General features: G+C 58.2%; 26 protein-coding genes and 1 other RNA gene. 14 read left to right on the forward strand and 13 right to left on the reverse strand.

The features are described from left to right. Positions 1-70 precede the first annotated feature (70 nt). Both EC86_RS0102830 and phbB read left to right on the forward strand, forming a co-directional pair. Positions 71-1,249, forward strand: a complete 1,179-nt coding sequence (locus EC86_RS0102830; RefSeq protein WP_029524186.1) for an acetyl-CoA C-acetyltransferase — start codon at positions 71-73, stop codon at positions 1,247-1,249. 102 nt (positions 1,250-1,351) lie between these two features. Beyond that, positions 1,352-2,089 carry an acetoacetyl-CoA reductase gene (gene phbB / locus EC86_RS0102835; protein WP_029524187.1) on the forward strand — a complete coding sequence of 246 codons (738 nt, stop codon included), beginning with the start codon at positions 1,352-1,354 and terminating at the stop codon, positions 2,087-2,089. Between the two features lie 129 nt (positions 2,090-2,218). Here the strand turns inward: phbB and EC86_RS0102840 are convergent, their stop codons facing one another. The 13 genes from EC86_RS0102840 to gyrA all read right to left on the reverse strand — a co-directional run bounded on the left by EC86_RS0102840 (position 2,219) and on the right by gyrA (position 16,758). Beyond that, positions 2,219-2,518, reverse strand: coding sequence for a ComEA family DNA-binding protein (locus tag EC86_RS0102840; protein WP_029524188.1), 300 nt, complete (start codon positions 2,516-2,518; stop codon positions 2,219-2,221). A gap of 140 nt (positions 2,519-2,658) precedes the next feature. Beyond that, positions 2,659-3,666, reverse strand: coding sequence for an ADP-glyceromanno-heptose 6-epimerase (rfaD, locus tag EC86_RS0102845; protein WP_029524189.1), 1,008 nt, complete (start codon positions 3,664-3,666; stop codon positions 2,659-2,661). 33 nt (positions 3,667-3,699) lie between these two features. After that, positions 3,700-4,641, reverse strand: coding sequence for a D-glycero-beta-D-manno-heptose-7-phosphate kinase (rfaE1, locus tag EC86_RS0102850; RefSeq protein ID WP_029524190.1), 942 nt, complete (start codon positions 4,639-4,641; stop codon positions 3,700-3,702). 19 nt (positions 4,642-4,660) lie between these two features. Then, complete coding sequence (gene lapB / locus EC86_RS0102855; RefSeq protein ID WP_029524191.1) at positions 4,661-5,806, reverse strand: lipopolysaccharide assembly protein LapB; 1,146 nt, start codon at positions 5,804-5,806, stop codon at positions 4,661-4,663. Then, on the reverse strand, positions 5,796-6,080 hold the full coding sequence (locus EC86_RS0102860; protein WP_029524192.1) for a LapA family protein: 285 nt from the start codon (positions 6,078-6,080) through the stop codon (positions 5,796-5,798). The genes lapB and EC86_RS0102860 overlap by 11 nt, the downstream gene beginning before the upstream one ends. 62 nt (positions 6,081-6,142) lie before the next feature. Beyond that, positions 6,143-6,457 carry an integration host factor subunit beta gene (locus tag EC86_RS0102865; RefSeq protein ID WP_029524193.1) on the reverse strand — a complete coding sequence of 105 codons (315 nt, stop codon included), beginning with the start codon at positions 6,455-6,457 and terminating at the stop codon, positions 6,143-6,145. Positions 6,458-6,525: 68 nt separating this feature from the next. Beyond that, on the reverse strand, positions 6,526-8,214 hold the full coding sequence (gene rpsA / locus EC86_RS0102870) for a 30S ribosomal protein S1 (protein WP_029524194.1): 1,689 nt from the start codon (positions 8,212-8,214) through the stop codon (positions 6,526-6,528). Positions 8,215-8,383: 169 nt separating this feature from the next. Continuing rightward, positions 8,384-10,387, reverse strand: coding sequence for a bifunctional 3-phosphoshikimate 1-carboxyvinyltransferase/cytidylate kinase (locus tag EC86_RS0102875; protein ID WP_029524195.1), 2,004 nt, complete (start codon positions 10,385-10,387; stop codon positions 8,384-8,386). An 11-nt stretch (positions 10,388-10,398) separates the two neighbouring features. Next, on the reverse strand, positions 10,399-11,277 hold the full coding sequence (locus tag EC86_RS0102880) for a prephenate dehydrogenase (protein ID WP_029524196.1): 879 nt from the start codon (positions 11,275-11,277) through the stop codon (positions 10,399-10,401). Between the two features lie 61 nt (positions 11,278-11,338). Next, complete coding sequence (gene pheA / locus EC86_RS0102885; RefSeq protein WP_029524197.1) at positions 11,339-12,421, reverse strand: prephenate dehydratase; 1,083 nt, start codon at positions 12,419-12,421, stop codon at positions 11,339-11,341. Position 12,422: 1 nt separating this feature from the next. Beyond that, positions 12,423-13,529, reverse strand: coding sequence for a 3-phosphoserine/phosphohydroxythreonine transaminase (gene serC, locus EC86_RS0102890; RefSeq protein WP_029524198.1), 1,107 nt, complete (start codon positions 13,527-13,529; stop codon positions 12,423-12,425). Further along, on the reverse strand, positions 13,526-14,098 hold the full coding sequence (locus tag EC86_RS0102895) for a DUF2059 domain-containing protein (protein WP_029524199.1): 573 nt from the start codon (positions 14,096-14,098) through the stop codon (positions 13,526-13,528). The genes serC and EC86_RS0102895 overlap by 4 nt, the downstream gene beginning before the upstream one ends. Next, entirely contained in the window at positions 14,098-16,758 is a 2,661-nt protein-coding gene (gene gyrA / locus EC86_RS0102900) for a DNA gyrase subunit A (RefSeq protein ID WP_029524200.1), read from the reverse strand. The genes EC86_RS0102895 and gyrA overlap by 1 nt, the downstream gene beginning before the upstream one ends. 258 nt (positions 16,759-17,016) lie before the next feature. On the opposite strand from gyrA, the gene ompA reads away from it, so the two are divergent. From ompA to EC86_RS0102950, 12 genes are all read left to right on the forward strand, one after another. After that, positions 17,017-17,649: an outer membrane protein OmpA gene (ompA, locus tag EC86_RS0102905; protein WP_029524201.1), complete on the forward strand. Its 633-nt coding sequence runs from the start codon at positions 17,017-17,019 to the stop codon at positions 17,647-17,649. Between the two features lie 68 nt (positions 17,650-17,717). After that, positions 17,718-18,458 carry a bifunctional 2-polyprenyl-6-hydroxyphenol methylase/3-demethylubiquinol 3-O-methyltransferase UbiG gene (gene ubiG / locus EC86_RS0102910; protein WP_036771752.1) on the forward strand — a complete coding sequence of 247 codons (741 nt, stop codon included), beginning with the start codon at positions 17,718-17,720 and terminating at the stop codon, positions 18,456-18,458. A 5-nt stretch (positions 18,459-18,463) separates the two neighbouring features. Then, positions 18,464-19,129: an HAD family hydrolase gene (locus EC86_RS27470; RefSeq protein ID WP_084181122.1), complete on the forward strand. Its 666-nt coding sequence runs from the start codon at positions 18,464-18,466 to the stop codon at positions 19,127-19,129. Between the two features lie 12 nt (positions 19,130-19,141). Further along, positions 19,142-19,528: a transfer-messenger RNA gene (gene ssrA, locus EC86_RS27475) on the forward strand. Positions 19,529-19,696: 168 nt separating this feature from the next. Next, positions 19,697-19,945, forward strand: coding sequence for an ISAzo13-like element transposase-related protein (locus EC86_RS30515; RefSeq protein ID WP_408633913.1), 249 nt, complete (start codon positions 19,697-19,699; stop codon positions 19,943-19,945). A gap of 389 nt (positions 19,946-20,334) precedes the next feature. After that, positions 20,335-20,787 (forward strand): hypothetical protein, encoded by a 453-nt coding sequence (locus EC86_RS29430; protein ID WP_029524204.1) that lies wholly within the window; start codon positions 20,335-20,337, stop codon positions 20,785-20,787. A gap of 346 nt (positions 20,788-21,133) precedes the next feature. After that, entirely contained in the window at positions 21,134-21,370 is a 237-nt protein-coding gene (locus tag EC86_RS0102925; protein ID WP_029524205.1) for a heavy-metal-associated domain-containing protein, read from the forward strand. Next, complete coding sequence (gene ppk2, locus EC86_RS0102930) at positions 21,367-22,227, forward strand: polyphosphate kinase 2 (RefSeq protein ID WP_029524206.1); 861 nt, start codon at positions 21,367-21,369, stop codon at positions 22,225-22,227. Before EC86_RS0102925 ends, ppk2 begins: the two co-directional genes overlap by 4 nt. A gap of 23 nt (positions 22,228-22,250) precedes the next feature. After that, a complete protein-coding gene (locus tag EC86_RS0102935) occupies positions 22,251-22,688 on the forward strand; it encodes a heavy-metal-associated domain-containing protein (RefSeq protein ID WP_029524207.1) in 438 nt (145 codons plus the stop codon). 87 nt (positions 22,689-22,775) lie between these two features. Continuing rightward, positions 22,776-23,168, forward strand: coding sequence for a hypothetical protein (locus tag EC86_RS0102940; protein WP_029524208.1), 393 nt, complete (start codon positions 22,776-22,778; stop codon positions 23,166-23,168). A 71-nt stretch (positions 23,169-23,239) separates the two neighbouring features. Beyond that, on the forward strand, positions 23,240-25,909 hold the full coding sequence (locus EC86_RS0102945) for a heavy metal translocating P-type ATPase (protein WP_029524209.1): 2,670 nt from the start codon (positions 23,240-23,242) through the stop codon (positions 25,907-25,909). Next, entirely contained in the window at positions 25,906-26,295 is a 390-nt protein-coding gene (locus EC86_RS0102950; RefSeq protein WP_029524210.1) for a hypothetical protein, read from the forward strand. The genes EC86_RS0102945 and EC86_RS0102950 overlap by 4 nt, the downstream gene beginning before the upstream one ends. Positions 26,296-26,321 lie beyond the last annotated feature (26 nt).

Genomic DNA, 26,321 nt, shown 5'->3' on the forward strand with positions numbered 1-26,321 from the left:
CAGGTTTCACCGTCTCGGTGTTTTGGTTCAACAGCACCCGGAAGCATCTAAGGTTTTTTAAGGAGACAACATGGAAGATATCGTTATCGTGTCAGCAGGCCGGACCGCTGTCGGAAAATTCGGCGGCTCGCTGGCAAAAATACCTGCCACCGAACTGGGCGCTGCCGTCATCAAGGCCGTGCTGCAGCGCTCGGGGCTGAACGCTGAACAGATTGGCGAAGTCATCATGGGTCAGGTGCTTGCTGCTGGTGCAGGCCAGAACCCTGCTCGCCAGTCCGTGCTCAAAGCCGGATTCCCCCAGGGCATTCCGGGCCTGACCATCAACGCCGTTTGCGGCTCCGGCCTGAAATCCGTCATGCTCGCAGCCCAGGCCGTGGCCACCGGCGACAGCGAGATCGTGATTGCAGGCGGTCAGGAAAACATGAGCGCCTCGCCGCATGTCTTGAACGGCTCGCGTGACGGCCAGCGCATGGGCGACTGGAAAATGGTCGACACCATGATCGTTGACGGCCTGTGGGACGTGTACAACCAGTACCACATGGGCATTACCGCCGAAAACGTCGCCAAGAAGTACAGCATCAGCCGGGAAGCCCAGGATGCGCTGGCCCTTGCCAGCCAGACGAAGGCGGCGGCGGCCCAGGATGCGGGCAAATTCAAGGATGAAATCATTCCCATCTCGATTCCCCAGAAAAAGGGTGATCCGGTAGTGTTTTCGGCAGACGAATTTCTGAACCGCAAGACCAGCGCCGAAGGCCTGGCCGGCTTGCGACCGGCATTCGACAAGGCGGGCGGCGTCACCGCAGGCAATGCATCCGGACTGAATGATGGCGCTGCCGCTGTTATGGTCATGACCGCCAAAAAGGCCGCCGCCCTGGGATTGACGCCCTTGGCCCGCATCGCCAGCTATGCCACGGCCGGCCTGGACCCCGCCTACATGGGCATGGGTCCGGTGCCTGCCTCGACCAAGGCCTTGCAGCGCGCTGGCTGGAAGGCGCAGGATCTTGACCTGCTCGAAATCAATGAGGCGTTTGCCGCCCAGGCCTGCGCGGTCAACCAGGAAATGGGCTGGGACACCAGCAAGGTGAACGTCAACGGCGGCGCGATTGCCATTGGCCACCCGATTGGCGCGTCCGGTTGCCGCATTCTGGTCACGCTGCTGCACGAGATGGTGCGGCGCGATGCCAAAAAAGGCATTGCCAGCCTGTGTATTGGCGGCGGCATGGGGGTTGCCCTCACACTGGAACGCTAAATATCAGGTAAAACAGCCATGCGCGCTTGCCAGCAGGGCGTGAGCAGCTATTAGAGTAATAGCAACAGTTTTAAATTAATCCAACGATCCTAGGAGAAGACAATGAGCAATAAAGTAGCGTATGTAACCGGCGGCATGGGTGGCATCGGAACGGCCATTTGCCAGCGGCTGGCCAAGGATGGCTTCACCGTCATTGCCGGCTGCGGTCCCACGCGTGACTTCGCCAAATGGCTCGACGAGCAAAAAGCACTGGGTTATTCCTTCCATGCCTCGGTTGGCAACGTGGGCGACTGGGATTCCACAGTGGCTGCCTTCGAAAAGGTCAAGGCAGAGCATGGCCCGGTCAGCGTGCTGGTGAACAACGCAGGCATCACCCGTGACGGTCAGTTCCGCAAGATGAGCAAGGCCGACTGGGACGCCGTGATCTCGACCAACCTCGACAGCATGTTCAATGTCACCAAGCAGGTGATCGAAGACATGGTGACCGCAGGTTTTGGCCGCGTCATCAACATCTCGTCGGTCAATGGCCAGAAAGGCCAGTTTGGCCAGGTGAACTATTCCACCGCCAAGGCCGGCCTGCATGGCTTTACCATGGCGCTGGCGCAGGAAGTGGCCAGCAAGGGCGTGACCGTCAACACGGTCAGCCCGGGCTATATCGGCACCGACATGGTCAAGGCCATTCGTCCGGAAGTGCTGGAGAAAATCGTGGCTGGCGTGCCCGCCAAGCGTCTGGGCAAACCGGAAGAGATTGCTTCCATCATTTCCTGGATTGCGTCCGAAGAAGGCGGCTATGCCACGGGCGCTGACTTCTCGCTGAATGGTGGACTGCACATGGGCTGATGGTTTGGACGCCTTGGCTTTCAATTAAAAAAAACCCGCTTTCGAAGCGGGTTTTTTCATGGGCAAATCAAATTCAGTTTTCAACGGAACTCTTCTGCGTAGAGTTCATGCCACTCGGTATGCACCGGGTCATTTTTTGGCAGGTTTTTTGTCAGCCATATCCGCCTCGTAGGCCGCGCCGCTCACGGTCATGCCTTGTGCGGAAAACCTTGCCGCGCTTTTGTCGCCCAGGCCTTTGATGCGCCCGATGAAGTCTGCCCAGTTCTTGAACTCGGATTTTTTACGCTCGGCAACAATCAGCTGGCTGGTGGCAGGTCCGATACCCTTGACCCCGTCGAGTTCAGCTTCGCTGGCTTGGTTGACATCAACGGCGGCAAAGGCTGCCGTGAAAGAAAGCGCCGCAAAAAATGCCAATAATTGTTTCAGCATTGGAAATCCTTGAACTGGAGTGGATTGGCATCTAGCGATGCACCATGGAACAACGAAGCGCTTTCAAAGTGGTCAAGCCTTCACTGAATGCATGGCCTGGGAAGATTCACGGCAGAAAAAACGGGCAATCGGACAAGCTGTTATTTTTTACCGTCGCTCAGCCAGCGCATATAAGCCGCTGCCCCGGTTTGCACATCAGCAAACGCATGCTCGCAGCCTGCCCCACGCAATGCGCTCAAGTCGGCCTGCGTGTAGCTTTGATACTTACCAACGAGTGCCTCGGGGAAACCGATGTAATCAATCATGCCTCCGCGCACTGCCTCTTCAAGACTCAATGGAGCTGAATTCTGGCCTTGGCGCAAGGTGTTGACGACGGCAATCGCGACATCGTTGAACGGTTGGGCGCGGCCCGTCCCAAGATTGAAAATACCCGATTTTTCAGGATGGTCAAAAAACCAGAGATTCACCGCGACTACGTCGTCGATAAAGACAAAGTCTCGCATTTGCCCGCCCGGGCCGTAGCCGCCGTAGTCGCCAAACAGCTTGACTTTGCCCTCTGCCTGGAACTGGTTGTACTGGTGAAAGGCCACGCTGGCCATGCGGCCCTTGTGCTGCTCGCGCGGGCCATAGACGTTGAAATAGCGAAATCCCGCGACCTGCGTCTCCCCGTTTTCAAATCTCGTGCCGAGTTCGCGCCGCAAGTGCTGGTCAAACAGCAGCTTGGAGTAACCGTAGACATTCAGCGGCTGTTCAAATTCCGGAGACTCGCTGAAGGTGCTTGATCCGCCGTACGTGGCGGCTGACGAGGCATACAGCAGGCGGGTATTTTGGTTCTGGCAGGCACGAAACAGATCGCACGACAGCGTGTAGTTGTTGGCCATCATGTATTTGCCGTCAAGTTCCATGGTGTCGCTGCAGGCGCCCTCATGAAACACTGCCTCGACATGGCCAAAAGCGCCGTCGGCAAACTGGCCGTAAAAATCATCTGTATCAATATAGTCGGCGATTTTCAGGTCGGCCAGATTGCGGAATTTGTCGCCCTGGGTCAGGTCATCGACAGCAATGATGTCATCAATGCCGCGGGCATTGAGTCCCTTGACCAGGTTGCTGCCAATGAATCCGGCGGCGCCGGTGACTACGATTTTCATGAAATTTCCTAGGTGTTCAGGGCGACGCAGCGCTCAGGAAGTGGCAAAAAGCTCGCTGTAATTGACCGTGGCCGTGCCGAATTTTCCCACCACGATGCCTGCGGCACGGTTGGCAATCAGTACGGCGTCGCGCAGACTCAAGCCGGCCGCCGCCATGGTGGCCAGCGTGGCAATCACGGTATCACCAGCGCCGGTGACATCAAAAACTTCCCTGGCCACCGTGGGCACATGCAGTTCTCCTTGCGCGTCGAACAGGGTCATGCCTTCTTCGCTGCGGGTGACCAGCAAAGCCTGGAGATTGAGCGCCGAACGCAGGTTGTGTGTCTTGGTTCGCAGTTCGGTTTCGCTGCTCCAGGGACCAATGACATGCTCCAGTTCCGCGCGGTTCGGCGTGATGACGCTGGCATTCCTGTAGCGGTCGAAATCCGAACCTTTGGGGTCCACCAGCACCACCTTGCCGGCAGCGCGCGCCTGGGCAATCATGGTCACGATGTGCGCCAGGCCGCCCTTGCCGTAATCCGAAAACAGGACCGCCTGATGCTCGGGGTAAAGCGTTTCAAAGGTGGCGGACTGGGATGCCAGCACTTCATGCTCAGGTGTGTTTTCAAAGTCCAGCCGCAGCAGTTGCTGCTGGCGCCCGATCACGCGCAATTTAACCGTGGTTTTAAGATTTGCATCACGACCGAAGTAGGGCGTGATACCGGTTTTCGCCACCAGGTCTTCCAGCGTGTGGCTGGCTTCATCCTCGCCTACCACCGTCAACAGCGAAGCCTGGGCCCCCAGCGTCACGATGTTGTAGGCCACATTGGCCGCCGCGCCAATCCGTTCTTCGGTGCGGGTCACGCGTACCACGGGAACTGGCGCCTCGGGCGAAATCCGGTCGACGGCACCGTACCAATAGCGATCCAGCATGGCATCGCCAACCACCAGGACGCGGGCCGATGCGATTTTTTCGGGAGTGATGGTCGGTTTCATTTTTGTAAGGTCAACAGCGTTACAACTCTTCAATGCGGCGCACGGGGTAGCTGTCCCATGCCTGGCAGCCTGGGCAATGCCAGAAATGCTGCGTGGCTTCAAAGCCGCAGGCGGCGCAACGGTAGCGCATCAAGGGTTTGGTGGCCTGATCCATCGCCCGCTGCACTAGCGTGTGGTGATGTTCGTCTTCAAGTTTCTCTCCCGCAATCCACTTGCCGGCCGCCACCAGGGAAATTTCACGCTCCATGTGTGTGACATACCAGTTACGCGCGGACAAGGAATCCTTTTCAAGCTTGACGATGGCTTCGATCAGGTCAATCGAAGGTGTCTGGGCATAGCCGGCCTTGAGCAGCGCCAGCGCGGCTTGCTGTTCGCCACTGTTTTGCGCCACATTGGCCAACAGGTTGGCGGCCAGTGGCAATGCCTGCGGGGCGACTGTGGTGAGCGTGCGCAGAGTCTGAAACGCATCCTGTCCCTGGCCTAGCTGGCTTTGGAGCTTGGCCAGATCAATCAATGGCCTGGCTGAAGCGGGCGCCATGGCAACAGCCTCCATCAGCGCGCCAAGTGCCGCGCCGGTATCACCCATGGCAACGGACGCACTCGCCTGTTCGCACAAATAATGCGATTGCCGCGTGCTGAAGCTGCCGTGGCTGGAATTGCCAAGCCGGGCGGCAATTTCGGTGGCATTGGCCCAGTCTCGCGAACGCTCGTAAATCGACAGCAGCGCCAACCGGGCTTCTTCTTCAAACGCTGTGCCTTCGAGCTTTCGAAGCGCAGCCTCGGCGCGATCAAGCAAACCGGCTTTCAGAAAATCCAGTGCCAGTGCATGCTGGGCGCGCTCGAGTTCAGGCTGGGTCAAGTCGCCGCGCGACATCAGATGCTCATGAACCCTTACGGCGCGCTCGTATTCGCCACGGCGGCGAAACAGGTTGCCCAAGGCAAAGTGCAGCTCGGACGTGTCGGGATCATTCTGAACAGCTTCAATAAAGGCATCAATGGCCTGGTCCTGCTGCTCGTTGAGCAGGAAGTTCAGTCCCTTGAAGTAGGCTTTGGGTGCCTGGCGATTCTCGATACGCAGTTGCCGTAAGTCCAGCCGGGAGGCCAGCCAGCCCAGCGTAAAGGCAATCGGAAATCCGAGCAGAACCCAGGTGAAGTCAAATTCCATGTTGAAGCGGGATGGGGTTGTTCGCGGCTTTATCTGGCAGCGAAGCCGGCGCAGGGGCCAAGGCCGCTTTGCGTTTCTTCCACCAGCGCGGCATCATGACCAAAATACCCATTGAAAGGCCGCAGGCAAAGGTGACCAGCACCACGAGCACCAGGGGTGCTTGCCACAAGGTACCAAAGAAGAAGTGCACTGCAACCGTTTGCTGGTTGTTCAGCGCAAAAGCAAAAAGCGTAAAAAAAATGGCTGCCTTTAGCAGCCACATCAGGTATTTCACTGGCAATTCCCGGAGTGGTCTGGCAATTGTAGCCAGCCCATCGAGCGAGAAAGCCCCAAGCGTCAACTCGACACCGGAACCTTCAGCAATTCTTCCGTTCGGGCATCAACAGCTTCGCGCAAGGCCTTGCCCGGTTTGAAATGCGGCACCCGCTTTTCAGGAATCGCCACGCTCTCGCCGGAGCGAGGGTTGCGTCCCATGCGAGGAGGGCGCCGGTTGATGGAAAAACTGCCGAAACCCCTGATTTCAATCCGGTTGCCGCGCACCAGGGTGTCACCCATGGCGTCAAGAAGCGTCTTGACCGCCAACTCGGCATCACGGTGCGTCAGCTGGCTGAATCGGGCTGCCAGTTCTTCGACTAAATCGCTTCGGGTCATCCGAAATTATCTGGTTGGGGACAGAGCACATGGGCGGCAAGCCGCGTCATGTGGACTGTCCCGCAAGATTACTTGGACTCGTTGCTGTCCAGCTTGGCACGCAGCAGGGCGCCCAGACTGGTCAGGCCGGCGCTTTCACGTGAGGACTGCTGGCTCAGCGAAGCCATGGCTTCCTGCTGGTCGGCGTTGTCCTTGGCCTTGACCGACAACTGGATGTTGCGGGTCTTGCGATCCACGTTCACCACGACTGCCGACACTTCATCGCCTTCTTTGAGCACATTGCGCGCATCTTCAACGCGGTCACGGCTGATTTCGCTGGCGCGCAGGTAGCCAATGATGTCTTCGCCCAAGTCGATTTCGGCACCCTTGGCATCAACGGTCTTGACCTTGCCGGTCACGATCGCGCCCTTGTCGTTGATCGACACAAAGGTGGTGAACGGGTCGGAATCAAGCTGCTTGATGCCCAGGGAGATACGCTCACGGTCCACATCGACAGCCAGCACGATGGCTTCGACTTCCTGGCCCTTTTTGTAGTTGCGAACTGCGGCTTCGCCGGGCTCGTTCCACGAGAGGTCAGACAAATGCACAAGACCGTCGATACCGGCAGCCAGACCCACGAACACGCCGAAGTCGGTGATCGACTTGATCGGACCCTTGACGCGGTCGCCGCGCTTGGTTTCCACGGCAAATTCCTGCCATGGGTTGGCCTTGCACTGCTTCATGCCCAGGCTGATGCGGCGCTTGTCTTCGTCGATTTCGAGGACCATGACTTCGACTTCGTCGCCCAGGGCCACGAGCTTGCTAGGAGCTACGTTCTTGTTGGTCCAGTCCATTTCGGACACGTGGACCAGGCCTTCAATGCCGGGTTCGAGTTCCACGAATGCGCCGTAGTCGGCAATGTTGGTGATCTTGCCGAACAGGCGGGTCGATTGCGGGTAGCGGCGGTTCACGCCCATCCATGGGTCGTCGCCCATCTGCTTCAGACCCAGCGACACGCGATTTTTCTCGGTGTCGAACTTCAGGATCTTGGCTACGATTTCCTGGCCAGCCGTCACCACTTCGCTTGGGTGACGCACGCGGCGCCATGCCATGTCGGTGATGTGCAGCAGGCCGTCAATGCCGCCGAGGTCAACGAATGCACCGTATTCGGTGATGTTCTTGACGATGCCCTTGACGGCAGAGCCTTCTTTCAGGGTTTCCATCAGCTTGGCGCGCTCTTCGCCCATGCTGGCTTCGACCACGGCGCGGCGTGACAGCACGACGTTGTTGCGCTTGCGGTCGAGCTTGATGACCTTGAATTCCATGGTCTTGTTCTCGTACGGAGACAAGTCCTTGATGGGGCGGGTGTCGATCAGCGAACCGGGCAGGAAAGCGCGGATGCCGTTGACCAGAACGGTCAGGCCGCCCTTGACCTTGCCGCTGGTCTGGCCGGTGACGAATTCGCCGGATTCCAGGGCTTTTTCCAGGCTCATCCACGACGCCAGGCGCTTGGCCTTGTCGCGGCTCAGCAGGGTGTCGCCGTAGCCGTTTTCAACGGAATCGATGGCGACGGAGACGAAGTCGCCGACCTGGACTTCAACTTCGCCCTGGTCGTTCTTGAATTCTTCGAGAGGAATGTAAGCCTCTGACTTGAGGCCGGCGTTCACAACCACATGGTTGTGATCGATGCGCACTACTTCAGCGGTGATGACTTCACCGGAGCGCATTTCAGAGCGTTCGAGTGATTCGTTAAACAGGTCGGCAAAAGATTCAGACATGAATTTCCTAATCCACACAACAGGTTTCCAATAGCGGAATTGCTATTGTTTTTACGACTGCTTGCGGCGGTTTGGTGAGGTTTACGCGGTCAAACGACAGGTAAGACCGCAGGTTACTTGAAATATTCCTGCGAACCCTGCGGCCCATGAGGGGGATGCGCGTCGAGGGTCAGAAGGGCCGGGTGCCTTGCCACCAGTCCATCACCAGACCCAGCGATTCATCGATCGTCAGGTCGGAATTGTCCAGTAGCCGGGCATTATCAGCAGGTCTTAACGGTGCGGCTTTGCGGGACATGTCCCGTTGGTCGCGCGCTTCCAAATCCTGTTGAATGGCGGCGATTGTAATCGCGTTTCCTTTTGAAATCAATTGCTTGTACCGGCGTTCGGCGCGATGCAAGGCGCTGGCGGTCAGGAAAATCTTGAGTGGCGCGTCGGGAAACACGACCGTGCCCATGTCCCTGCCGTCAGCCACCAGGCCGGGCAGTTGCCGGAAACTGCGCTGCAGGTCCAGCAAGGCATTGCGCACCTGCGGATGGGCCGAAACCCGGGACGCCGCCATGCCGGCGACTTCGGTGCGAATTTCCTCGGAAACGTCTTCTTCTGCATCGCCGTTGGCCAGGAAAATGCGGTCGCCCTTGAACCGGACCGGCAAGCTGCGTGCAATCTCGGCAATGGCGTCGCCGTCATCAAGCGACAGGCCGGCGCGCAAGGCCGCGAAAGCGCTCAAGCGGTACAGGGCGCCCGAGTCCAGGTAGTGATAACCCAGGTGATGCGCCGTCAGCGCTGCCAGCGTTCCCTTTCCGGAGGCGGTCGGACCGTCCACGCAGATCACGGGTATCTGGTCGTCTCGTGCTTCGGTGACCGAGAACAGCGCTTCAAAATAGTCCGGAAAAGTCTTGGCAACGCACTTGGGGTCCAGAATCCGGACTGGCAGTTCGGCCGGGTTGAAGGCCGCCAGCGAAAAACACATGGCAATGCGGTGGTCGTCGTAGGTATGAATGACTGCGGGATTCCAGGCGCCGGCTTGGCCGGGCGGGGTGACTTTCAAAAAATCAGCGCCTTCCTCGACAGTCGCCCCCAGCTTTCGCAACTCGCAGGCCATGGCGGCGATGCGATCGGTTTCCTTCACGCGCCAACTGCCGATGTTGCGCAGCACCGTGGTTCCGTCGGCATACAGCGCCATCACGGCGAGCGTCATGGCGGCGTCGGGGATGTGGTTGCAGTCCATGTCAATGGCCTTGAGCGGCCAGGCGCCGCGCGATACCTGCAGCGAGTTGGGCAGGCTGTCAATGCGGGCGCCCATCAGACGAGCGGCCTCGACAAAACGGATGTCTCCTTGGATGGAATCCGCTCCTACTCCCAATATTTTTAAGCCTTTTTTGCCTTTTCCGCTTGCTGCTATTGCACCAAGTGCTATGAAATAACTAGCGGATGAGGCGTCGGCTTCTACATGGATTTCACCCGGCGACTGGTAGGTGCTGCCAGCCGGAATCGTGAAACGCTGCCAGCCTTCGCGCTCGACCTGAATGCCGAAGCGCCTGAGCAGCTTGAGAGTGATCTCGATGTAAGGCCGTGAGATCAATTCGCCGACGACTTCGATACAGATGGCTTTCCTGGCCACCAGCGGCAAAGCCATCAACAGGGCTGTGAGAAACTGGCTGGAAACGTCGCCCCTGACACGAATAGCCTGGTCGAGCTTCAAAAACCCTGGATGCAGCCGCAAAGGGGGAAAACCCTCGTCGCCCAGGTAGTCGATGGCGCATCCCAGTTGCCTGAGGGCATCGACCAAGTCGCCAATGGGCCGTTCGTGCATGCGCGGCACGCCCGACAGTTCAAACTCGCCGCCCAGCAGCGCCAGTGCAGCGGTCAGGGGGCGCATGGCGGTGCCCGCATTGCCCATGAAAAGCGTGGCTTTGCGCTCGATGAGCTGACCGCCCAGGCCGCCGATCACGGCGGTATCGCCATCTTGCAACACCGTGCAACCGAGTTGCTTGAGTGCGGTGAGCATGACGGCGGTATCGTCGGACGCCAGCAGATCATGAACCGTGGTCTGGCCGTGGCTCAATGCGGCAAGCAGCAGTACGCGGTTGGAAATGCTTTTGGAGCCGGGCAGGTGGACCTCTCCTGCGGCGCATGTCAGCGGCGGGAGGTCCAGAAACTCGATGTCGTACATGAAGCGGTGCTTTACTTGGGAGCTTGATGCGAGGAAATACGCCAGTTGGCGCGCGTTTTACGGGCTTGCCCGATTTGTAATTCAAGCGCCTCCCTGTTGCCACTTGAAATCAGCTGTTCAAGCGATTGCAGGGATCGCTGGAAAATTCTGGACTGCGCGAGCAACTCTTCGCGGTTGGCCATCAGGATGTCGCGCCAGACCTTCGGGTCGCTCGCGGCGATGCGGGTGAAATCACGAAAGCCCGGTCCTGCAAGTGCCATGTAGTCATGGCCCTGCGCCTGGGACGTGATGCCATTGATCATGGCAAAGGCAATCAGGTGCGGCAGGTGGCTGACTGCTGCATAAGCTGCGTCGTGTGCCTGGGGCGACATGCGCAATACCTTGCAGCCCAAGGCCGTCCACATATCCGTTGCCTTTTGCAACTGTGAACTCAAGGTACGTTCGATCGGTGTGAGGATGACCTGCTTGCCTGCGTAGAGGTTCACGTCCGCATGTTCGACCCCCGAAACTTCCTTGCCGGTGATCGGATGGCAGGGAATGAATGAGCCGACCTGATCACGCAGTACGCGGCGTGCTGCATCCACGACATCTTGCTTGGTTGAGCCTACATCCATCACCAGCGTCGTCGGTCCGACAAAGTGCCGTATGGCCTTGAAAGTAGCTTCTGTGGCCGACACGGGGATGGCCAGCAAGACGATATCTGCACCGGAAACCGCCAAAAGTGCCGACGGTGCCTCCACGTCGATTACCCCCATCTGGCGAGCCCGCTCGGTGGTGGAGGGGGATTTGCTGTAGCCAACAACTCGCCTGACCAGACCCGCGCGCTTGAGCGCCAGTGCGAAGGAACTGCCCATCAGACCGCAGCCGATGAGGCCTAATTGTTCGAACATGCTGAATTCCTGAAATGATGGTGATGACCCGGCTCGGGTCGATCTCGCCGTGAATTGCGCATCAGTCGCTGACGGGATAGGAGCCCAGGATCTTGTAAAACGCGCAAAGCTGCTGGAGGTCTGCAAGCGCGGCTTTCACATGATCCTGGGACGGATGGCCCTGGAGGTCGATATAAAAATAGTATTCCCACTGACCCGAGCGTGCTGGACGTGATTCAAAGCGCGTCATGGAAACGCCGTGGGTTTTCAACGGCACCAGGATGTCATGCACGGCGCCCGGCCGGTTGGGGACTGAAACCACCAGGCTGGTGCAGTCCTTGCCCGAGGCGGGTGGGGCTGGAAGTGTCTGGGGCAGGCAAACCACCGCAAAGCGGGTGCGGTTGAATGCGTCGTCCTGAATGGCATGCGCTGCCGTGTGCAGTGAAAACTGCGTGGCTGCTCTGGCGCTGGCAATGCCGGCCCAGGCCGGATGGGTGGTTGCCAAGCGCGCGCCTTCTGCATTGCTGGAAGCGGTGCGGCGTTCGACATGAGGCAAATGGGTGGTCAGCCATCCCTGGCATTGGGCCAGGGCTTGCGGGTGCGCAAAGACAACTTCGATGCCTTCCAGTGAGTCTGAAAGCCGCAGCAGGTTGTGTCGCACCATCAGGCTGACTTCTCCCACGATGTGCAGCGGCGAGTTCAGCAGCAGGTCGAGCGAGCGTGACACGACGCCCTCTGTCGAGTTTTCAACCGGCACCACGCCAAATTCGGCCGTGCCTGCCGTGGCAGCACGAAACACTTCATCAAAGCTGGTGCAGGGGACGTGTTCAATGCTGGAGCCGAAAAACTGCACGGCGGCTTCTTCGCTGAACGTTCCCGCAGGGCCAAGGTACGCTACCCGCACCGGTGACTCAAGCGCCAGGCAGGCCGACATGATTTCACGCCAGACGGCAGCCACATGTTCATTTTTGAGCGGCCCCTTGTTGTTCTGCTGGATCTTTTCAATCACCTGGGCAACCCGGTCGGGCCGGAAAAAAGGGGTTCCTTCGCGCTTTTTGACTTCTCCAACCTGTTCTGCAACCAGTGCGCGTTGGTTCAGGAGTGTCAGCAGTTGTTTGTCCAGCGCGTCGATCTGGACGCGCAAATCAGCAAGGTTGGCAGTCATATCAGGCGTGTTTTTGTTCAAATTCTTGCAGATAGCTCACCAGTGCCTGAACACCGGCCAATGGCATGGCGTTATAGATGCTAGCCCGCATGCCACCTACGGATTTATGGCCTTTCAATTGCAACAGGCCGCGTGCTTTTGCGCCAGCCAGAAAGGCATCGTTGCGTGACTCGTCGCACAGAAAGAATGGCACGTTCATCCGGGAACGGCAGTCCTTGCTGACTTTGTTGACATACAGCGCCGAACTGTCGATGGCGTCATACAGCAGCTGCGCCTTGGCCGCATTGTGCTTTTCAATGGCCTCTATGCCGGTTGCCTCGCCTGCCCGTTGCCGCTTGAGCCACTGAAAGGTCAGCCCCGCAATATAGATGGCGTAGGTTGGCGGCGTGTTGTACATCGAATCATTGTCTGCCACCGTCTTGTAATTGAAAGCACTCGGGCAGACTGGCAGGGCAAGGCCGAGCAAGTCTTCGCGCACCACCACCAGCGTCACGCCGGCAGGCCCCAGGTTCTTTTGCGCGCCGCCAAAAGCCAGGCCCACCCTCGACCAGTCAACGGGCCGTGAAGCCACTTGCGACGAGAAGTCGATCACCAGCGGTGCGTTGCTGCCCAGGGACTTCAAGTCGGGCAACTCCTGGAACTCGACGCCGTGAATGGTTTCGTTGGTGCAGACATGCACATAGCTGGCATCACGGCGCAACTGCCAGGATGCCAGGGGGGGCAGGCTGGTAAAGGCGCTGCTTTCAGTCGTGGCGGCAATCTGGACATCGCAATATTTGCGTGCTTCCTTTTGCGACTTGTCGCTCCAGCTGCCGGTCACCACAAAATCAGCCGAGCCACCGTGCGATAGGTTCAGCGGGACGATGGCATTTTCCGCCAGTCCGCCGCCTTGCATGAAAAGTATTTTGAAGTTCTTGGGAACTGCCATCAGTTCCCGGAAATCCGCTTCAGCGTTTTCGTAAATCGAAATGAATTCCTTGCCCCGGTGGCTCATTTCCATCACGCTCATGCCGCTGCCGTGCCAGTCAAGCATTTCTTCGGCTGCCTGCTGCAACACAGCTTCCGGCAAGTTGGCAGGACCGGCCGAGAAGTTGAAGGGCCGGGTCATTTCTTGGCAGGCGGGCTGGCTTTGGGTGCTGCTGCAGGCCCGCCCACAATTTTCAGCGCCGCTGCATCAAACTGCTTGGCCCGGGCGAGCACATCGGCCCTTGAAGCTTCAATCAGTTTCTGAACAAACATATTGCCAAGTTCTGGTGAATTAGCCTGGTATTTCTTGATGGCAGGGGATTCGAAGAAAGCGGCAATCTGCTGCAGCTCCTCCAGCGTAAAACGCTCTGCATAGGCTGGCACCAGAACGTCGGCGCTGACTTTACTGACCTGTTTGGCAATCAGCTGATTGGTATCGTCGGAATACTTCTTGAGTTCGGCATTCAGCGCTTCCGACGCTTTTTGCTGGTTGGCCTTGGCTACATTCGTTTCCAGCCGGGGTCCCCAGCTGGCGATCAGTTCCTGTGTTGTGCTGCCTGCCAGCTGGGCGATGAGCCGGTCAAGTTCCGGCCCCTGCTGAAGCTTGACGACCTTGGCTGCCATTTCGGTTTTGGCGTCCGTGGTTTGGGCGTGCAGGCCTGTGCTAAGAGCAAGGCTGGCAAAAGCCAGCGTGGTGATCAGTTTCTTCATCAATTTTTTTCCGGGTTGACGGCATCGCTGCCAGCGTCGTTTTCTGTATCAAGGCTTTCGTCTGCCTCTTCCAGAGTCGCATCGTTTTCAACAATGCGCTGGAGGCCGCTTAGTTGCGAACCTTCATCCAAGCCTATCAGCGTAACACCTTGGGTGGCGCGTCCCATTTCACGAATTTCGCTGACACGCGTGCGCACCAGTACCCCCCGGTCAGTGATCAGCATGATCTCATCGTCGGCATGAACCAGTGTTGCCGCAACCACTTTGCCATTGCGTTCGCTTTGCTGAATGGCAATCATTCCCTTGGTGCCCCGGCCATGACGGGTATATTCGGTAATGGACGTGCGCTTGCCGAAACCCTTTTGGGTGGCTGTGAGCACGCTTTGTTCGCCATCTTCGGCAACCAGCATGGCAATGACCCCCTGGCCATCCTCCAGATTCATTCCCCGGACACCTCGCGCATTGCGGCCCATCGGACGGACATCGTTTTCGTCAAATCGAACCGCCTTGCCGCCGTCGCTGAACAGCATCACGTCATGCTTTCCATCGGTGAGTGCGGCGCCGATCAGGTAGTCGCCCTCATCAAGTGCCACGGCAATGATGCCGCCCTTGCGGGGATTGTTGAAGTCGTCCAGCGGTGTTTTCTTGACGGTTCCCATGGACGTGGCCATGAACACATACTGGTCAGCCGGGAAACTGCGCTTTTCCCCCGTCAGTGCCAGGACCACGGTGATCTTTTCCCCCTCCTGGAGCGGGAACATGTTGACAATCGGCCGGCCGCGCGAGCCACGCGAGCCTGCCGGCACTTCCCAGACCTTCAGCCAGTAGAGCCGGCCGCGGTCGGAAAAGCACAGGATGTAGTCATGCGTATTGGCAATGAACAGCTGGTCGACCCAGTCGTCTTCCTTGGTCGCGGTGGCCTGCTTGCCACGGCCGCCACGCTTTTGCGCCCGGTATTCCGACAGCGGCTGGCTCTTGATATAGCCGGTGTGCGAGAGCGTGACGACCATGTCGGTCGGTGTAATCAAGTCCTCGGTGCTCAGGTCGAACGAACTGTGCTCGATATGGCTGCGCCGCTTGCCCAGCTTGGTCTGGCCGAATTCCATCTTGATAGCCGCCAGTTCTTCGCCAATGATGGTCGAGACCCGCTCCGGCTTGGCCAGAATGTCGAGCAGGTCGTCAATCTCGGCCATGACTTCCTTGTATTCAGCGACGATCTTGTCCTGCTCCAGGCCAGTCAGGCGCTGAAGGCGCATCTGTAGAATTTCCTGCGTCTGGGTTTCTGACAGACGGTAGAGGCCGTCGCTGCCCATGCCGAATGATTTCTCAAGACCGTCAGGACGGTAATCGTGGGCATTGACGATGCCGCCATCGGTCCGTGCCCGGGTCAGCATTTCACGAACCAGGCTGCTGTCCCATGCCCGGGTCATCAGTTCGGCTTTTGCCACTGGCGGTGTCGGCGCATTGCGGATGATGGCGATGAACTCGTCGATATTGGCCAGTGCGACGGCCAGGCCTTCCAGCACATGACCGCGCTCGCGTGCCTTGCGCAGCGTGAAAACCGTGCGGCGCGTCACCACTTCGCGGCGGTGCGAAATAAAGACCTGGATCAGGTCCTTCAGGTTGCACAGCTTGGGCTGGCCGTTGATCAGCGCCACCATGTTGATGCCGAAGGTGTCTTGCAACTGGGTCTGCTTGTACAAATTGTTTAGTACCACTTCGGGCACTTCGCCGCGCTTCAAGTCAATGACCAGCCGCATTCCGGACTTGTCGCTTTCGTCCTGGATGTGGCTGATGCCCTCGATTTTTTTCTCATGGACCAGTTCGGCCATGCGCTCCTGGAGCGTCTTTTTATTCACCTGGTAAGGGAGTTCATCGACAATGATGGACTGGCGCTGACCCTTGTCGATATCCTCGAAATGGCACTTGGCGCGCATGACCACCCGGCCGCGGCCGGTGCGGTAGCCATCTTTCACGCCATTGATGCCATAAATGATTCCGCCTGTGGGAAAGTCTGGCGCTGGAATGATTTCCATCAGTTCATCAATTGACGCTTCAGGCTGTTTCAGCAGATGCAAGCAAGCATCCACCACTTCATTCAGGTTGTGCGGCGGAATGTTGGTTGCCATGCCCACAGCGATGCCACCGGAGCCGTTCACCAGCAGATTCGGCAGGCGGGTCGGCATGACCAGCGGTTCCTGTTCACTCCCATCGTAGTTGGGGCCGAAATCAACCGTTTCCTTGTCCAAATCAGCCAGCAGTTCGTGAGCAATCTTGGACAGCCGGATTTCCGTGTAACGCATCGCCGCAGCGCTGTCGCCATCGACCGAGCCGAAGTTTCCCTGACCATCCACCAGCAAATGGCGCAGTGAAAAGTCCTGGGCCATGCGCACTATGGTGTCATACACCGACTGGTCACCGTGCGGATGGTATTTGCCAATGACATCGCCGACGATACGGGCAGATTTCTTATAGGGCCGGTTCCAGTCGTTGTTCAACTCATGCATGGCGAACAGCACACGCCGGTGTACCGGCTTGAGCCCGTCGCGCGCGTCAGGCAGAGCCCGGCCCACGATAACGCTCATCGCATAGTCGAGGTAGCTTCTTCGCATTTCCTCTTCTAGGCTGATGGGCAGGGTTTCTTTTGCGAACTGAGTCATGAAAAGCCTGGTTTGGGAAGTGTTGAGGAATGAGCGAAAAGTGGTTTGATTTTAATGCTCGAGTTTAAAACGCCTTGTTTGTGGCAGGTCCGCAACATATTTGGAAGAAACGCCGCTCTGTGTCGGACGAAGCCTATAGCGCGCTTGAAGGCCAGAATGTGTGTGGCACAATCAAACCAACTCCCCGAGTGATGGTCACTTGGGGCGTGTAATCTTAATAATCGCAGCAAGTCTGCGGCTTTTCTCTAGAGGAGAATCATGAACAAACTCAACAAAGTGGCAATGTTGTTTGCTTCCGCAGCGCTTGTTACCGCCGCTGGTGCGCAAACAATCGACAACTGGAAAAACGGCAACAACGAGCTGGTCTGGAAAAACGGTACCAACGAACTGTGCTGGCGTGACAACTTCTGGACCCCGGCAACTGCTGCTCCAGGTTGCGATGGTGCGATTGTTCCTGTAGTTGCTCCTGCTCCTGTGGCTGTTGCTCCTCCTGTAGCCGCTCCTGTCGTTGTTCCTGTAGCTCCACCTGCTGCTACCAAGGTCACGTACGCCGCCGATGCTTTCTTTGACTTTGACAAGTCAGTAATCAAGCCAGCAGGAAAAGAAAAACTTGACGACCTGATCGGAAAGATCAAGGACATCAACCTTGAAGTCATTATCGCTGTCGGTCATACTGACTCTGTTGGCAGTGATTCGTACAACCAAAAACTGTCGGTTCGCCGCTCAGAGGCTGTGAAGGCTTATCTGGTGTCTAAGGGCATTGAGAAAAACCGTGTTTATACCGAAGGCAAAGGCGAGAAACAGCCCGTTGCTGACAACAAAACCGCTGAAGGTCGCGCGAAAAATCGCCGCGTTGAAATCGAAGTGGTTGGTACCCGCGCCAACAAGTAATCCTTTTCAGATTACCTAAAAAACCGCGCATCAGCGCGGTTTTTTTATGCCTCGACGATAATAGCCTGATGCCCACAACCAAAAATTTTGACCCTGCCGAACTGGCTAAATTTTCTGACCTTGCCCATCGCTGGTGGGACAAAGAGAGTGAATTTCGACCATTGCACGAAATCAATCCGCTTAGGCTTGACTGGATTGCAAGTCTGGCCCCCTTGAATGGTTCACGCGTACTTGATGTAGGTTGCGGTGGCGGCATTCTGACAGATTCGATGGCACGCAGAGGCGCAACCGTGCTTGGAATAGATCTGGCAGGCAAGGCATTGAAAGTTGCTGAACTTCATGCGCTTGAGGCCCAGACTCAGGGTGTTGAGTACCGTGAAATAAGTGCAGAAGCTCTCGCGGCTGAGCAACAGGGCACTTTTGATGTGGTCACTTGTATGGAAATGCTTGAGCATGTGCCCGATCCGGCCGCAGTGGTAAAAGCCTGCGCTGCTTTGGTCAAGCCGGGCGGTTACGTGTTTTTTTCGACTATCAACCGTAACGCCAAAGCGTTTCTCTTTGCAATCATCGGTGCAGAATACGTGCTCAATATGCTGCCCCGCGGCACGCATGAGTATTCAAAGTTGATCAAACCTAGTGAACTCGCTCGTTATTTCCGGGCAGAAAATCTCGATTTCGTGCAGACCAAGGGCCTTGAATACAACCCGATGACTCGTCATTACTGGCTGAGCAACAACACCAGCGTGAATTATCTAGTTGCTACCCAAAGGCCTGAAATGGCATCAAATCATGTCGAAGAGAAATTGTAGGCAGAATGTTAAATAATGTAAGTGCAGTACTGTTTGACCTGGACGGTACTCTCATCGACAGCGCCCCTGATCTGGGTGCAGCAGCTGATAAAATGCGCACAGACAGATATCTTGAGTCACTTCCTCTGTCCCTTTATCGTCCAATGGCGGGTGCCGGCGCCAGAGGAATGATTGCCGTGGCTTTCGGCATGACGCCTCAAGATGCTGCATTTGAAGCATTGAGGGAAGAGTTTTTTTCAAACTATGAAGCACGGCTGGTTAAGAGTACCTATGCGTTTGATGGCGTAGCCGAACTGATTACTCGAATTTGTGATTCCGGATTCAAATGGGGTGTAGTCACCAACAAGTCAGCCCGATTTACACTTCCACTGACCCGGGCAATGTCACTTTTCGCGACAGCCCAGACCATCATCAGTGGTGATACTACGTCTCATCCAAAACCACATCCTGCCCCCTTGCTTGAAGCGGCGCGGCAACTTGACCTGCCCCCGGAACGCTGTGTTTACGTCGGTGATGATGAACGCGACATCGTCGCAGGTCGCGCGGCTGGTATGCCAACAGTGGCTGCAGCCTACGGCTATCTGGGAAATACCAGCGATACGAAAAGCTGGAACGCTGACTTTACGATCATTAAACCTTCAGAACTCTTGAATTTATTGAAAATGGCTTAAAATAACTATCTTGGGGCTGCATTGGTTTCGACGCGGGTTCGGACGCGGTGTGGTGCATGTCGAGCTGAGTGTGCTCGTAAAACTGATTCAAACAAACTAACTGCAAACGACGAACGTTTCGCACTCGCAGCTTAATTGCCTGTGAGCTTTACAACAGCAGGCCGATGGGCTGGGCAAGGGGTCTTTAGCGCAAGTTAAAGGTTCCAGGCTGTAAAGATAATTTTATCGGCTGGTCTCGGGCTGGGTACCTTAACCCGGGACAAGAAAATAGGGTGCTGGCGTCCTGTATAGCATGCGACTGTGCGACACAGGTGGCGAGACTAAAACCAGACCGCTAAACATGTAGATCTGCCCGAACAAGGCTTGCGGACGGGGGTTCAAATCCCCCCAGCTCCACCATACTAAAGACAAAGGCCGCTAGGGACATACACCTAGCGGCCTTTTTCATTGGTAAATCAACAGGTTACAGTTCAGGAAAGTACAAAGCTCGACATTGACAGCTAAGGTCGGCTTGGACTGGAGATCCGCATCGCGCACTACCCGCCGTACTGCTCAAAACACAACCCGATCGATCACCGCCTGTTTGCCCATGTGACGCGCGCCTGCCAGGGCGTGACGTTTCACACGGTGGACATCGCCCGGCAATTCATGGCAAAGGCCAAAACTACCACAGGGCTGAAGGTGACGGCCGAGGTACTCGGCGGGGTCTACGTCAAAGGCAAAAAAGTCGCGGCAGACTTTCTTGAAAATATGCGTATCGTCTTCGATGAACATCTGCCCCGCTGGAACTACCGTGCCGTCCCGGCCAATGGCTGAGCTCGGGAAGTTATTTCTGGCCACATCCTTACGACTCGAAATCAATCAAAAAGTTCGGCGTGCGCTTGTCTGGTCTCAACCGCGCGATCTGCGCGGGTCACCGAAACCTTGTTTGCGCTGGATCAACCGATATTTCGACAAGTTTTCGTAAACTAAGCGCAAGTACAGCGTTAAGTGCGGTAACGCACAGACGTTTTTCTCACACTGCGTTCACACTGGCAGTTGGACCGATCAACGGAGCCGTCATGCCGCTTAAAAAAGACATTACTTGATGAAGAAATTCCTCGTCAACGCTCAAATGTGTTTTGACGTCCCAATGCGCGCACGAATTCCTTGCTCGAAGAACGGCCCCGAGCTTTGGTACTGACCGCAGACGCTAAATAATTTACATGTTGCTGCGCTCAAATACCCGTACCAAGTGCCATACCGCCTGCATGATGTTGGTGGTTTGGCTATTCACGTTGGCGTCAGGAACAGTCAACGCTTGCCTGCTGGAGGCGCGCGTAAGCCACAGCCAAGGAACACTGGCGGTGCAACTGCCGGCGACGGACGCGGTACATGGAATAGCCCAGAACCATGCTGTTGGTACTGCCCACGACGAATATCATCCCGCTGCGGAACCTGCCAAGCAATCGTGCCTGAAGGCCTGTGAAGAGGGTTCTTTGTCGCTAATGAAGCAGCCTTCCAGCCTCGACACGCCACACCTTGTGTTGGCGCATTTCGTGTCAGCCGCATGGTTTGCAGAAAGGCACGTTTCGACTTTGTTTAGTCGAGCGAATGATCTGCGCCTCCCGGAATACGGGCCACCCATCAGAGTGCTCTACTCGCGCCTGGCCCTATAGCCTTTTGGGGCAAATCCGGCGTCTCGCAATCCGCGACTCATGCCTCCGGTTGCAAGCGTCTTGACCCTGTACCCAAGTACAGGCTGCACCGCCAGCTCCCCACAACCAAGACACCGGGTATTGCTACCCACCTTCCTGCATCAGGAGCCTCGCATGAACTTCATGTCCTCACTCGCCCTTGCCATTGGCACCGCCGTCATCGCGACCACCATTGTCCAGATGGCATGGACTACTGTCAGGCAATGGAGATTCGCACCCAAATCACCCGCTACCGCTTCCCTGCAACACCAAAGAATTGACGAGGTCACACCGGGGCCTGACCCCCTAAGTTCAAGGAGAATTCACCATGCAAACCCTCAAATTTGATGTCCACGGCATGACCTGCGGCGGCTGCAGCGGCAGCGTGCAGCGCGCACTCAGCAAGATCGATGGCGTCAGCCACGTCGATGTCACGCTGCGCCCCGGCGCCGCCACCCTGGAGGCCGATACCACGCGCGTGACGACTACCCAGATCGAAGCCGCGATCAGTAGTCTTGGCTATCAAGCCAAACTGCACCCGTCAGAGGTGCGGTCCGCGTCATGAGCAAGAAGGAACACAAGGACAAGCACCACGGTGCGTCCAGCGACCACCGCAACCTGTCTGCCGCGCCCGCAGTGGACGCGGTGGACGAGAAGTTGGCGATCTCGTCCAAGCAATACCACGCGCAGCTTCATCTTCTGCAGGTCGAGTTGGTGAAGCTGCAGCGTCACTTCATCGGATGCGGCGACAAGATTCTGGTGCTGGTCGAGGGCCGCGACGCCGCCGGCAAGGACGGTAGCATCAAGCGCATCGTCAAACACCTGAGCCCTCGGGAGACGCGTGTGGTCGCGCTCGGCAAGCCCTCCGACCGGGAACTGCGCAGCTGGTACTTCCAACGCTACATCGCCCAACTCCCGGTGGCCGAGGAGTTCGTCCTCTTCAACCGCAGTTGGTACAACCGCGCTGGTGTCGAGCACGTCATGGGCTTTTGCTCCAAGGAAGAGCATGAAGAGTTCATGCGTTCGGTGCCGAAGTTCGAGGAGATGCTGGTCAACTCGGGCATCAAGGTGCTTAAATATTACCTCGACATCGAGAAGGACGAACAGGCGAAACGCCTGGCTGAGCGCCAACGCGACCCGCTCAAACAATGGAAATACAGCCCCATTGATGCCGTAGCGGTCAAGCACTGGAAGGCGTACTCGGCAGCACGCGACGCGATGCTGCTGCGCACCCATACCGCCATCGCTCCGTGGCACATCGTACGGACGAACAACAAGCGATTGGCGCGCTTGAACCTGATCCGCGACTTCTTGTCCCGGCTCCACTACGTTGGCAAGAAGAACAAGCTCGTCCAGCCCGATGCAGACGTTGCGTTTGAGTTCACACCCGACTGTATCGAGTCACAGCGCCTGGCTCGCTGAACCCCATTCACCAAGGAACCACCATGAAAACCAGCTCCATTGAAGTGCACGACATGCTGTCGGTATTGAGCGTCGACGAAGTCGAAAAGCGGATCGGCGAGGTGCCTGGTGTCCAGAGCGTGACCGTGAACTTTGCGGCCGGCAGCGCTACCGTGCGCTATGACGAGACACAGCTCGAAGCGACCGATATCAAGTCGGCCGTGCGCCAACGCGGCCATGACGCGGCCACGCCCGCTGGTACCGCACTGAAAGAGGGGCACGCTGGACATGCACCACCTGCCGCGCCGTCCGAATCCCCCAAGTCGGCAGCACCGACGAGTGCCCCGGGCGCACCAGCGGCCACGGGTCCTGCCGATGCGGCACCGCCGGACACGGCAGCGCCATCGACCACGCCAGATGCGCCGGATGCTGCCCCTGCGGGCGATTCCCAAGAAGACAAAAGTGCAGCCGAGAAAGGTTAGCGCCGTTTTCAGCTCTCCAAACCGAACGCATGTGGCATTTGACCCAGCCACTTTAATGGGCCAGCAATTGCTCTTCTGGAGATCACCATGACGACAGCGACCGCTTCACAACGCAACGCGCTAGGCTTGCCATCCGCGGTGATAACCGCCCAGGCAGCGATGCAATCGGCCGAAGTGCAGGAGATGCTGTGCCGGCTGTCCGCGTACGGGCTGGGCATCTGTATGCCGCATATGCACGACGAAGCCACCGGCGAATTCCAGCCGCTTCCCGATGAGATCATGCAAGTAGAGGCTGGTCTGGAGGTGAGCTTCCAACCCACAGCAGAAATCGCCAGGCAGGCGGGCCGATTTCTGCCCGTAGCCTGGGTTTGGCGTTGTGGCGTGTCGATGCCGTCGGCCGTCTGCGAGATGGTGCAGAACGACTACTGTTCAGACGATGAGATGCCCACTGTCAAACATAAGATGCCAACACGGAACTAATCCTGTTTAGATGAGCCGGTTTCATGGCACCGGCAAAGACCCCTGCACATGAATCCGACCAAGGAAACACGATGAAGACCAGCGTTATCGAAGTTCACGCCATGCTGTCGGTGCTACGCGTGGACGAAGTGGAAAAGCGCATCGGCGAGGTGCCGGGCGTCGAAAGCGTGACGGTGAATTACGCCGCCAAGAACGCCACCGTGCGCTACGACGAGACCCGGCTGGAAGTCGCCGACATCAAGTCCGCTCTTCGCCGGCGCGCGCACGAACCCTCCACGCCCGCTGGGCCTGCGTCCGATACCGGGCCAGCAGGCCATGACGTTGACCCTGCCCCCCTTGCTGCCGCGCTGCCAGCGGTACCGGTGGCCCCGGCAACTGCTCAAGCCGCATCGGCCACACCAGCCGTACAAGCCACACCAGGCGAGACGGCGACGCCCAGCGCTGACGCCATGCCTGCGGGCATGGCGATGCCTGATATGGCTCCGCCCGCTGCCGACGCTGTCAGCCCACCCAAGCCAAGCACTTCTCACGATTCGGCCGCGCCGGTGCCGGTTACATCCTTGTTTCAGAAACTGAAGTCGTGGTTTTCGCCGGCAACTGCTGAAGACAAGGCTGCTTCGCCGGCCCCAGTCGCGGCCGACCACAAGGGTCACGCCGCCCACGGCGGTACATCGTCGCCGATGTCGTCAGACATGGCCCAGGAAATGGGTCATGGCAGCAACATGGACCTCCCAGCCATGGTCCGCGACATGCGCAACCGCTTCTGGATTTGCCTGGTGTTTGCGGTACCGATTTTCATCTACTCGCCAATGGGCAATATGTTCCCGGCACCGACACCGCCCTTTGGCCTGCCGCTCAACCAGTGGCTGTTCGGGCTGGCCAGTGCCGCAGTTATCTACCCGAGTTGGCCGTTCTTCGTCTCCGCCTGGCGTGGGCTCAGGAAGGGCACGCTCGGCATGGCCGCTTTGATTGTTTTAAGTGTAGGCACCGGCTACCTGTTCAGCGTCGGCGCCACCTTCTTTTTCGAGAGCGACCAGTTCTTCGAAGCAGTCTCCGTGCTGCTGGTGTTTATCCTGCTCGGCCACTGGCTGGAGATGCGCGCCCGTGCCGGTGCGTCGTCGGCGATCAAGGCGCTGATGAATCTGGCACCTGCCAAAGCCTTCGTGTTGCGCAAGGGCGCCGAGGTCGAAGTCGCAACTGCTGACGTGGTGGTCGGTGACACCGTTGTCATCCGCCCCGGCAACAAGATCCCGGTGGATGGCACGGTCGAGTCAGGCGATTCACTGGTTGATGAATCGATGCTCACCGGCGAGTCAATGCCGGTGCAAAAAGGCCCCGGCGCCAAGGTGGCCGGTGCGACCATCAATACCAGCGGCACCTTTCGCTACAAGGCCACCAAGGTCGGCTCCGACACTGCCCTGGCCCAGATCGTCAAGCTGGTGCAGGAGGCGCAGAACTCCAAGGCGCCGGCGCAACTGCTGGCCGACAGGGCCGCGCAGTGGCTGGTGGTCGCCGCCATCGCCGTCGGGCTCGTGACCTTCGCGGTGTGGTTCTGGTGGATCGGCCAGCCGCTGCTGTTTGCCGTGACGCTGACCATCACAGTCTTCGTCATTGCCTGCCCCGATGCGCTGGGCCTGGCGACACCGATGGCGGTGATGGTGGGCACGGGACTGGGCGCGGCCAACGGCATCCTGTTCAAGAACGCTTCCGCGCTGGAAGACGCCACCAAGCTTAACGTCATCGTCTTCGACAAGACCGGCACGCTCACCGTGGGCAAGCCCGAGGTGGTGGACATGGTGATGGCCGAAGGCATCACCGAGGACGTGCTGCTGGTCGCGGCTGCGGCCGTCGAGCAAGGATCGGCTCACCCCTTGGCGCAAGCGGTCTTGCGACGCGCTGCAAAGCTGCAGGTCGTCACCCCGACCGGGTTCAAGAGCATAGACGGCCAGGGCGCGCAGGCGCAAACTGCCGCCGGCATGGTCTTCCTCGGCAACCGCCTGCTGATGGACACCCAGAAGCTTGCGCTTGGGGCCCTGGAAGCTGACGCCGCGCGGCTGCAGGGCGAAGGCCGCACGGTGGTGCACGTGGCGCAGAACGGCAAGGTGATCGGGCTCATCGCCATCGCCGATGCCATTCGGCCCACCGCCAAGGCCGCGGTGGCCAAGCTACGCGAGCGCGGCATCGAGGTCGTGATGCTCACCGGCGACAACGCCGGCACCGCCAAGCGCATCGCCGCCGACCTGGGCATCACCAGCGTGCTGTCCGATGTATTGCCCGGTCAGAAGGCCGCCAAGATCAAGGAACTGCAGGCCACGGGCAAACGGGTCGGGATGGTCGGTGACGGTGTCAACGATGCGCCCGCCTTGACCCAGGCCAACGTGGGATTTGCCATCGGCGCCGGCACCGACGTGGCGATGGACAGCGCCGATGTGGTACTGATGAAGAGCGACCCCTACGACATCGTCGGCGCCATCGAACTGTCGCGCGCGACGCTGCGCAAGATGCACCAGAACCTGTGGTGGGCGGTGGGCTACAACGTGGTCGCCTTCCCGCTGGCCGCAGGGGTGCTCTATCCCTTCACGCTGTCACCCGAGATCGCGGCACTGTCGATGTCGGGCAGCTCGGCGGTGGTGGCCATCAACGCGCTGCTGCTCAAGCGCACCAAGCTGGCCGGCATCAAGAGTGCCAAGCCCAAAGCCGCCGCTCCTGTGGCGTCGGATGCCGCTGGGGCGACTGCATGAACGAGCAAAGGCCCATTGCGGGCCGCATCTCGATTGCTGCGGATCGCGCCTCAGCCTACACCAACGGCACCGTGGCGCCTGTGCAGGACCTGCTACCCGCATTGCCGGCGTTGCAGCGCGGCGTCAAGGAATCGTCCGACCTGCTAACGCGGCTATTTCGCGTCTTCGATGGAAGCCTTGCGCTACGCTTGTGGAACGGCACTACCTTGAGCTTGGGCAACGCGGGGCGTGTCAACCTGCGTCTGTCGTTCACGTTGGTGCGTCGGCACCCGAGCGTGGTCCGGTCGCTGGTCCTTGGGCGCGACCCGATGCCCTTGGTGCCCGGGAACTGGCGCAACATTTCCGCCTGTCGATGCGAGGCAGGCGATCGATCAGTCGCGTCATGACACTGCTTTTGACCACAAGGAGATAG

It is taken from the genome of Polaromonas glacialis (assembly GCF_000709345.1).
In the GTDB taxonomy this organism is placed as follows: Bacteria; Pseudomonadota; Gammaproteobacteria; order Burkholderiales; family Burkholderiaceae_C; genus Polaromonas; species Polaromonas glacialis.

What these genes read in the sequence shown, in the direction of transcription:
- EC86_RS0102830 (WP_029524186.1), top strand. Translation starts at nt 71, where the DNA reads ATGGAAGATATCGTTATCGTGTCAGCAGGCCGGACCGCTGTCGGAAAA.
- EC86_RS0102925 (WP_029524205.1), top strand. Translation starts at nt 21,134, where the DNA reads ATGCAAACCCTCAAATTTGATGTCCACGGCATGACCTGCGGCGGCTGC.
- rpsA (WP_029524194.1), bottom strand. Translation starts at nt 8,214, where the DNA reads ATGTCTGAATCTTTTGCCGACCTGTTTAACGAATCACTCGAACGCTCT.
- EC86_RS0102935 (WP_029524207.1), top strand. Translation starts at nt 22,251, where the DNA reads ATGAAAACCAGCTCCATTGAAGTGCACGACATGCTGTCGGTATTGAGC.
- EC86_RS0102950 (WP_029524210.1), top strand. Translation starts at nt 25,906, where the DNA reads ATGAACGAGCAAAGGCCCATTGCGGGCCGCATCTCGATTGCTGCGGAT.
- rfaD (WP_029524189.1), bottom strand. Translation starts at nt 3,666, where the DNA reads ATGAAAATCGTAGTCACCGGCGCCGCCGGATTCATTGGCAGCAACCTG.
- EC86_RS0102865 (WP_029524193.1), bottom strand. Translation starts at nt 6,457, where the DNA reads ATGACCCGAAGCGATTTAGTCGAAGAACTGGCAGCCCGATTCAGCCAG.
- lapB (WP_029524191.1), bottom strand. Translation starts at nt 5,806, where the DNA reads ATGGAATTTGACTTCACCTGGGTTCTGCTCGGATTTCCGATTGCCTTT.
- rfaE1 (WP_029524190.1), bottom strand. Translation starts at nt 4,641, where the DNA reads ATGAAACCGACCATCACTCCCGAAAAAATCGCATCGGCCCGCGTCCTG.
- EC86_RS0102945 (WP_029524209.1), top strand. Translation starts at nt 23,240, where the DNA reads ATGAAGACCAGCGTTATCGAAGTTCACGCCATGCTGTCGGTGCTACGC.
- phbB (WP_029524187.1), top strand. Translation starts at nt 1,352, where the DNA reads ATGAGCAATAAAGTAGCGTATGTAACCGGCGGCATGGGTGGCATCGGA.
- ubiG (WP_036771752.1), top strand. Translation starts at nt 17,718, where the DNA reads ATGCCCACAACCAAAAATTTTGACCCTGCCGAACTGGCTAAATTTTCT.
- EC86_RS29430 (WP_029524204.1), top strand. Translation starts at nt 20,335, where the DNA reads ATGTTGCTGCGCTCAAATACCCGTACCAAGTGCCATACCGCCTGCATG.
- EC86_RS0102895 (WP_029524199.1), bottom strand. Translation starts at nt 14,098, where the DNA reads ATGAAGAAACTGATCACCACGCTGGCTTTTGCCAGCCTTGCTCTTAGC.
- EC86_RS0102875 (WP_029524195.1), bottom strand. Translation starts at nt 10,387, where the DNA reads ATGTACGACATCGAGTTTCTGGACCTCCCGCCGCTGACATGCGCCGCA.
- ppk2 (WP_029524206.1), top strand. Translation starts at nt 21,367, where the DNA reads ATGAGCAAGAAGGAACACAAGGACAAGCACCACGGTGCGTCCAGCGAC.
- EC86_RS27470 (WP_084181122.1), top strand. Translation starts at nt 18,464, where the DNA reads ATGTTAAATAATGTAAGTGCAGTACTGTTTGACCTGGACGGTACTCTC.
- ompA (WP_029524201.1), top strand. Translation starts at nt 17,017, where the DNA reads ATGAACAAACTCAACAAAGTGGCAATGTTGTTTGCTTCCGCAGCGCTT.
- EC86_RS0102940 (WP_029524208.1), top strand. Translation starts at nt 22,776, where the DNA reads ATGACGACAGCGACCGCTTCACAACGCAACGCGCTAGGCTTGCCATCC.
- pheA (WP_029524197.1), bottom strand. Translation starts at nt 12,421, where the DNA reads ATGACTGCCAACCTTGCTGATTTGCGCGTCCAGATCGACGCGCTGGAC.
- serC (WP_029524198.1), bottom strand. Translation starts at nt 13,529, where the DNA reads ATGACCCGGCCCTTCAACTTCTCGGCCGGTCCTGCCAACTTGCCGGAA.
- EC86_RS0102880 (WP_029524196.1), bottom strand. Translation starts at nt 11,277, where the DNA reads ATGTTCGAACAATTAGGCCTCATCGGCTGCGGTCTGATGGGCAGTTCC.
- gyrA (WP_029524200.1), bottom strand. Translation starts at nt 16,758, where the DNA reads ATGACTCAGTTCGCAAAAGAAACCCTGCCCATCAGCCTAGAAGAGGAA.
- EC86_RS0102840 (WP_029524188.1), bottom strand. Translation starts at nt 2,518, where the DNA reads ATGCTGAAACAATTATTGGCATTTTTTGCGGCGCTTTCTTTCACGGCA.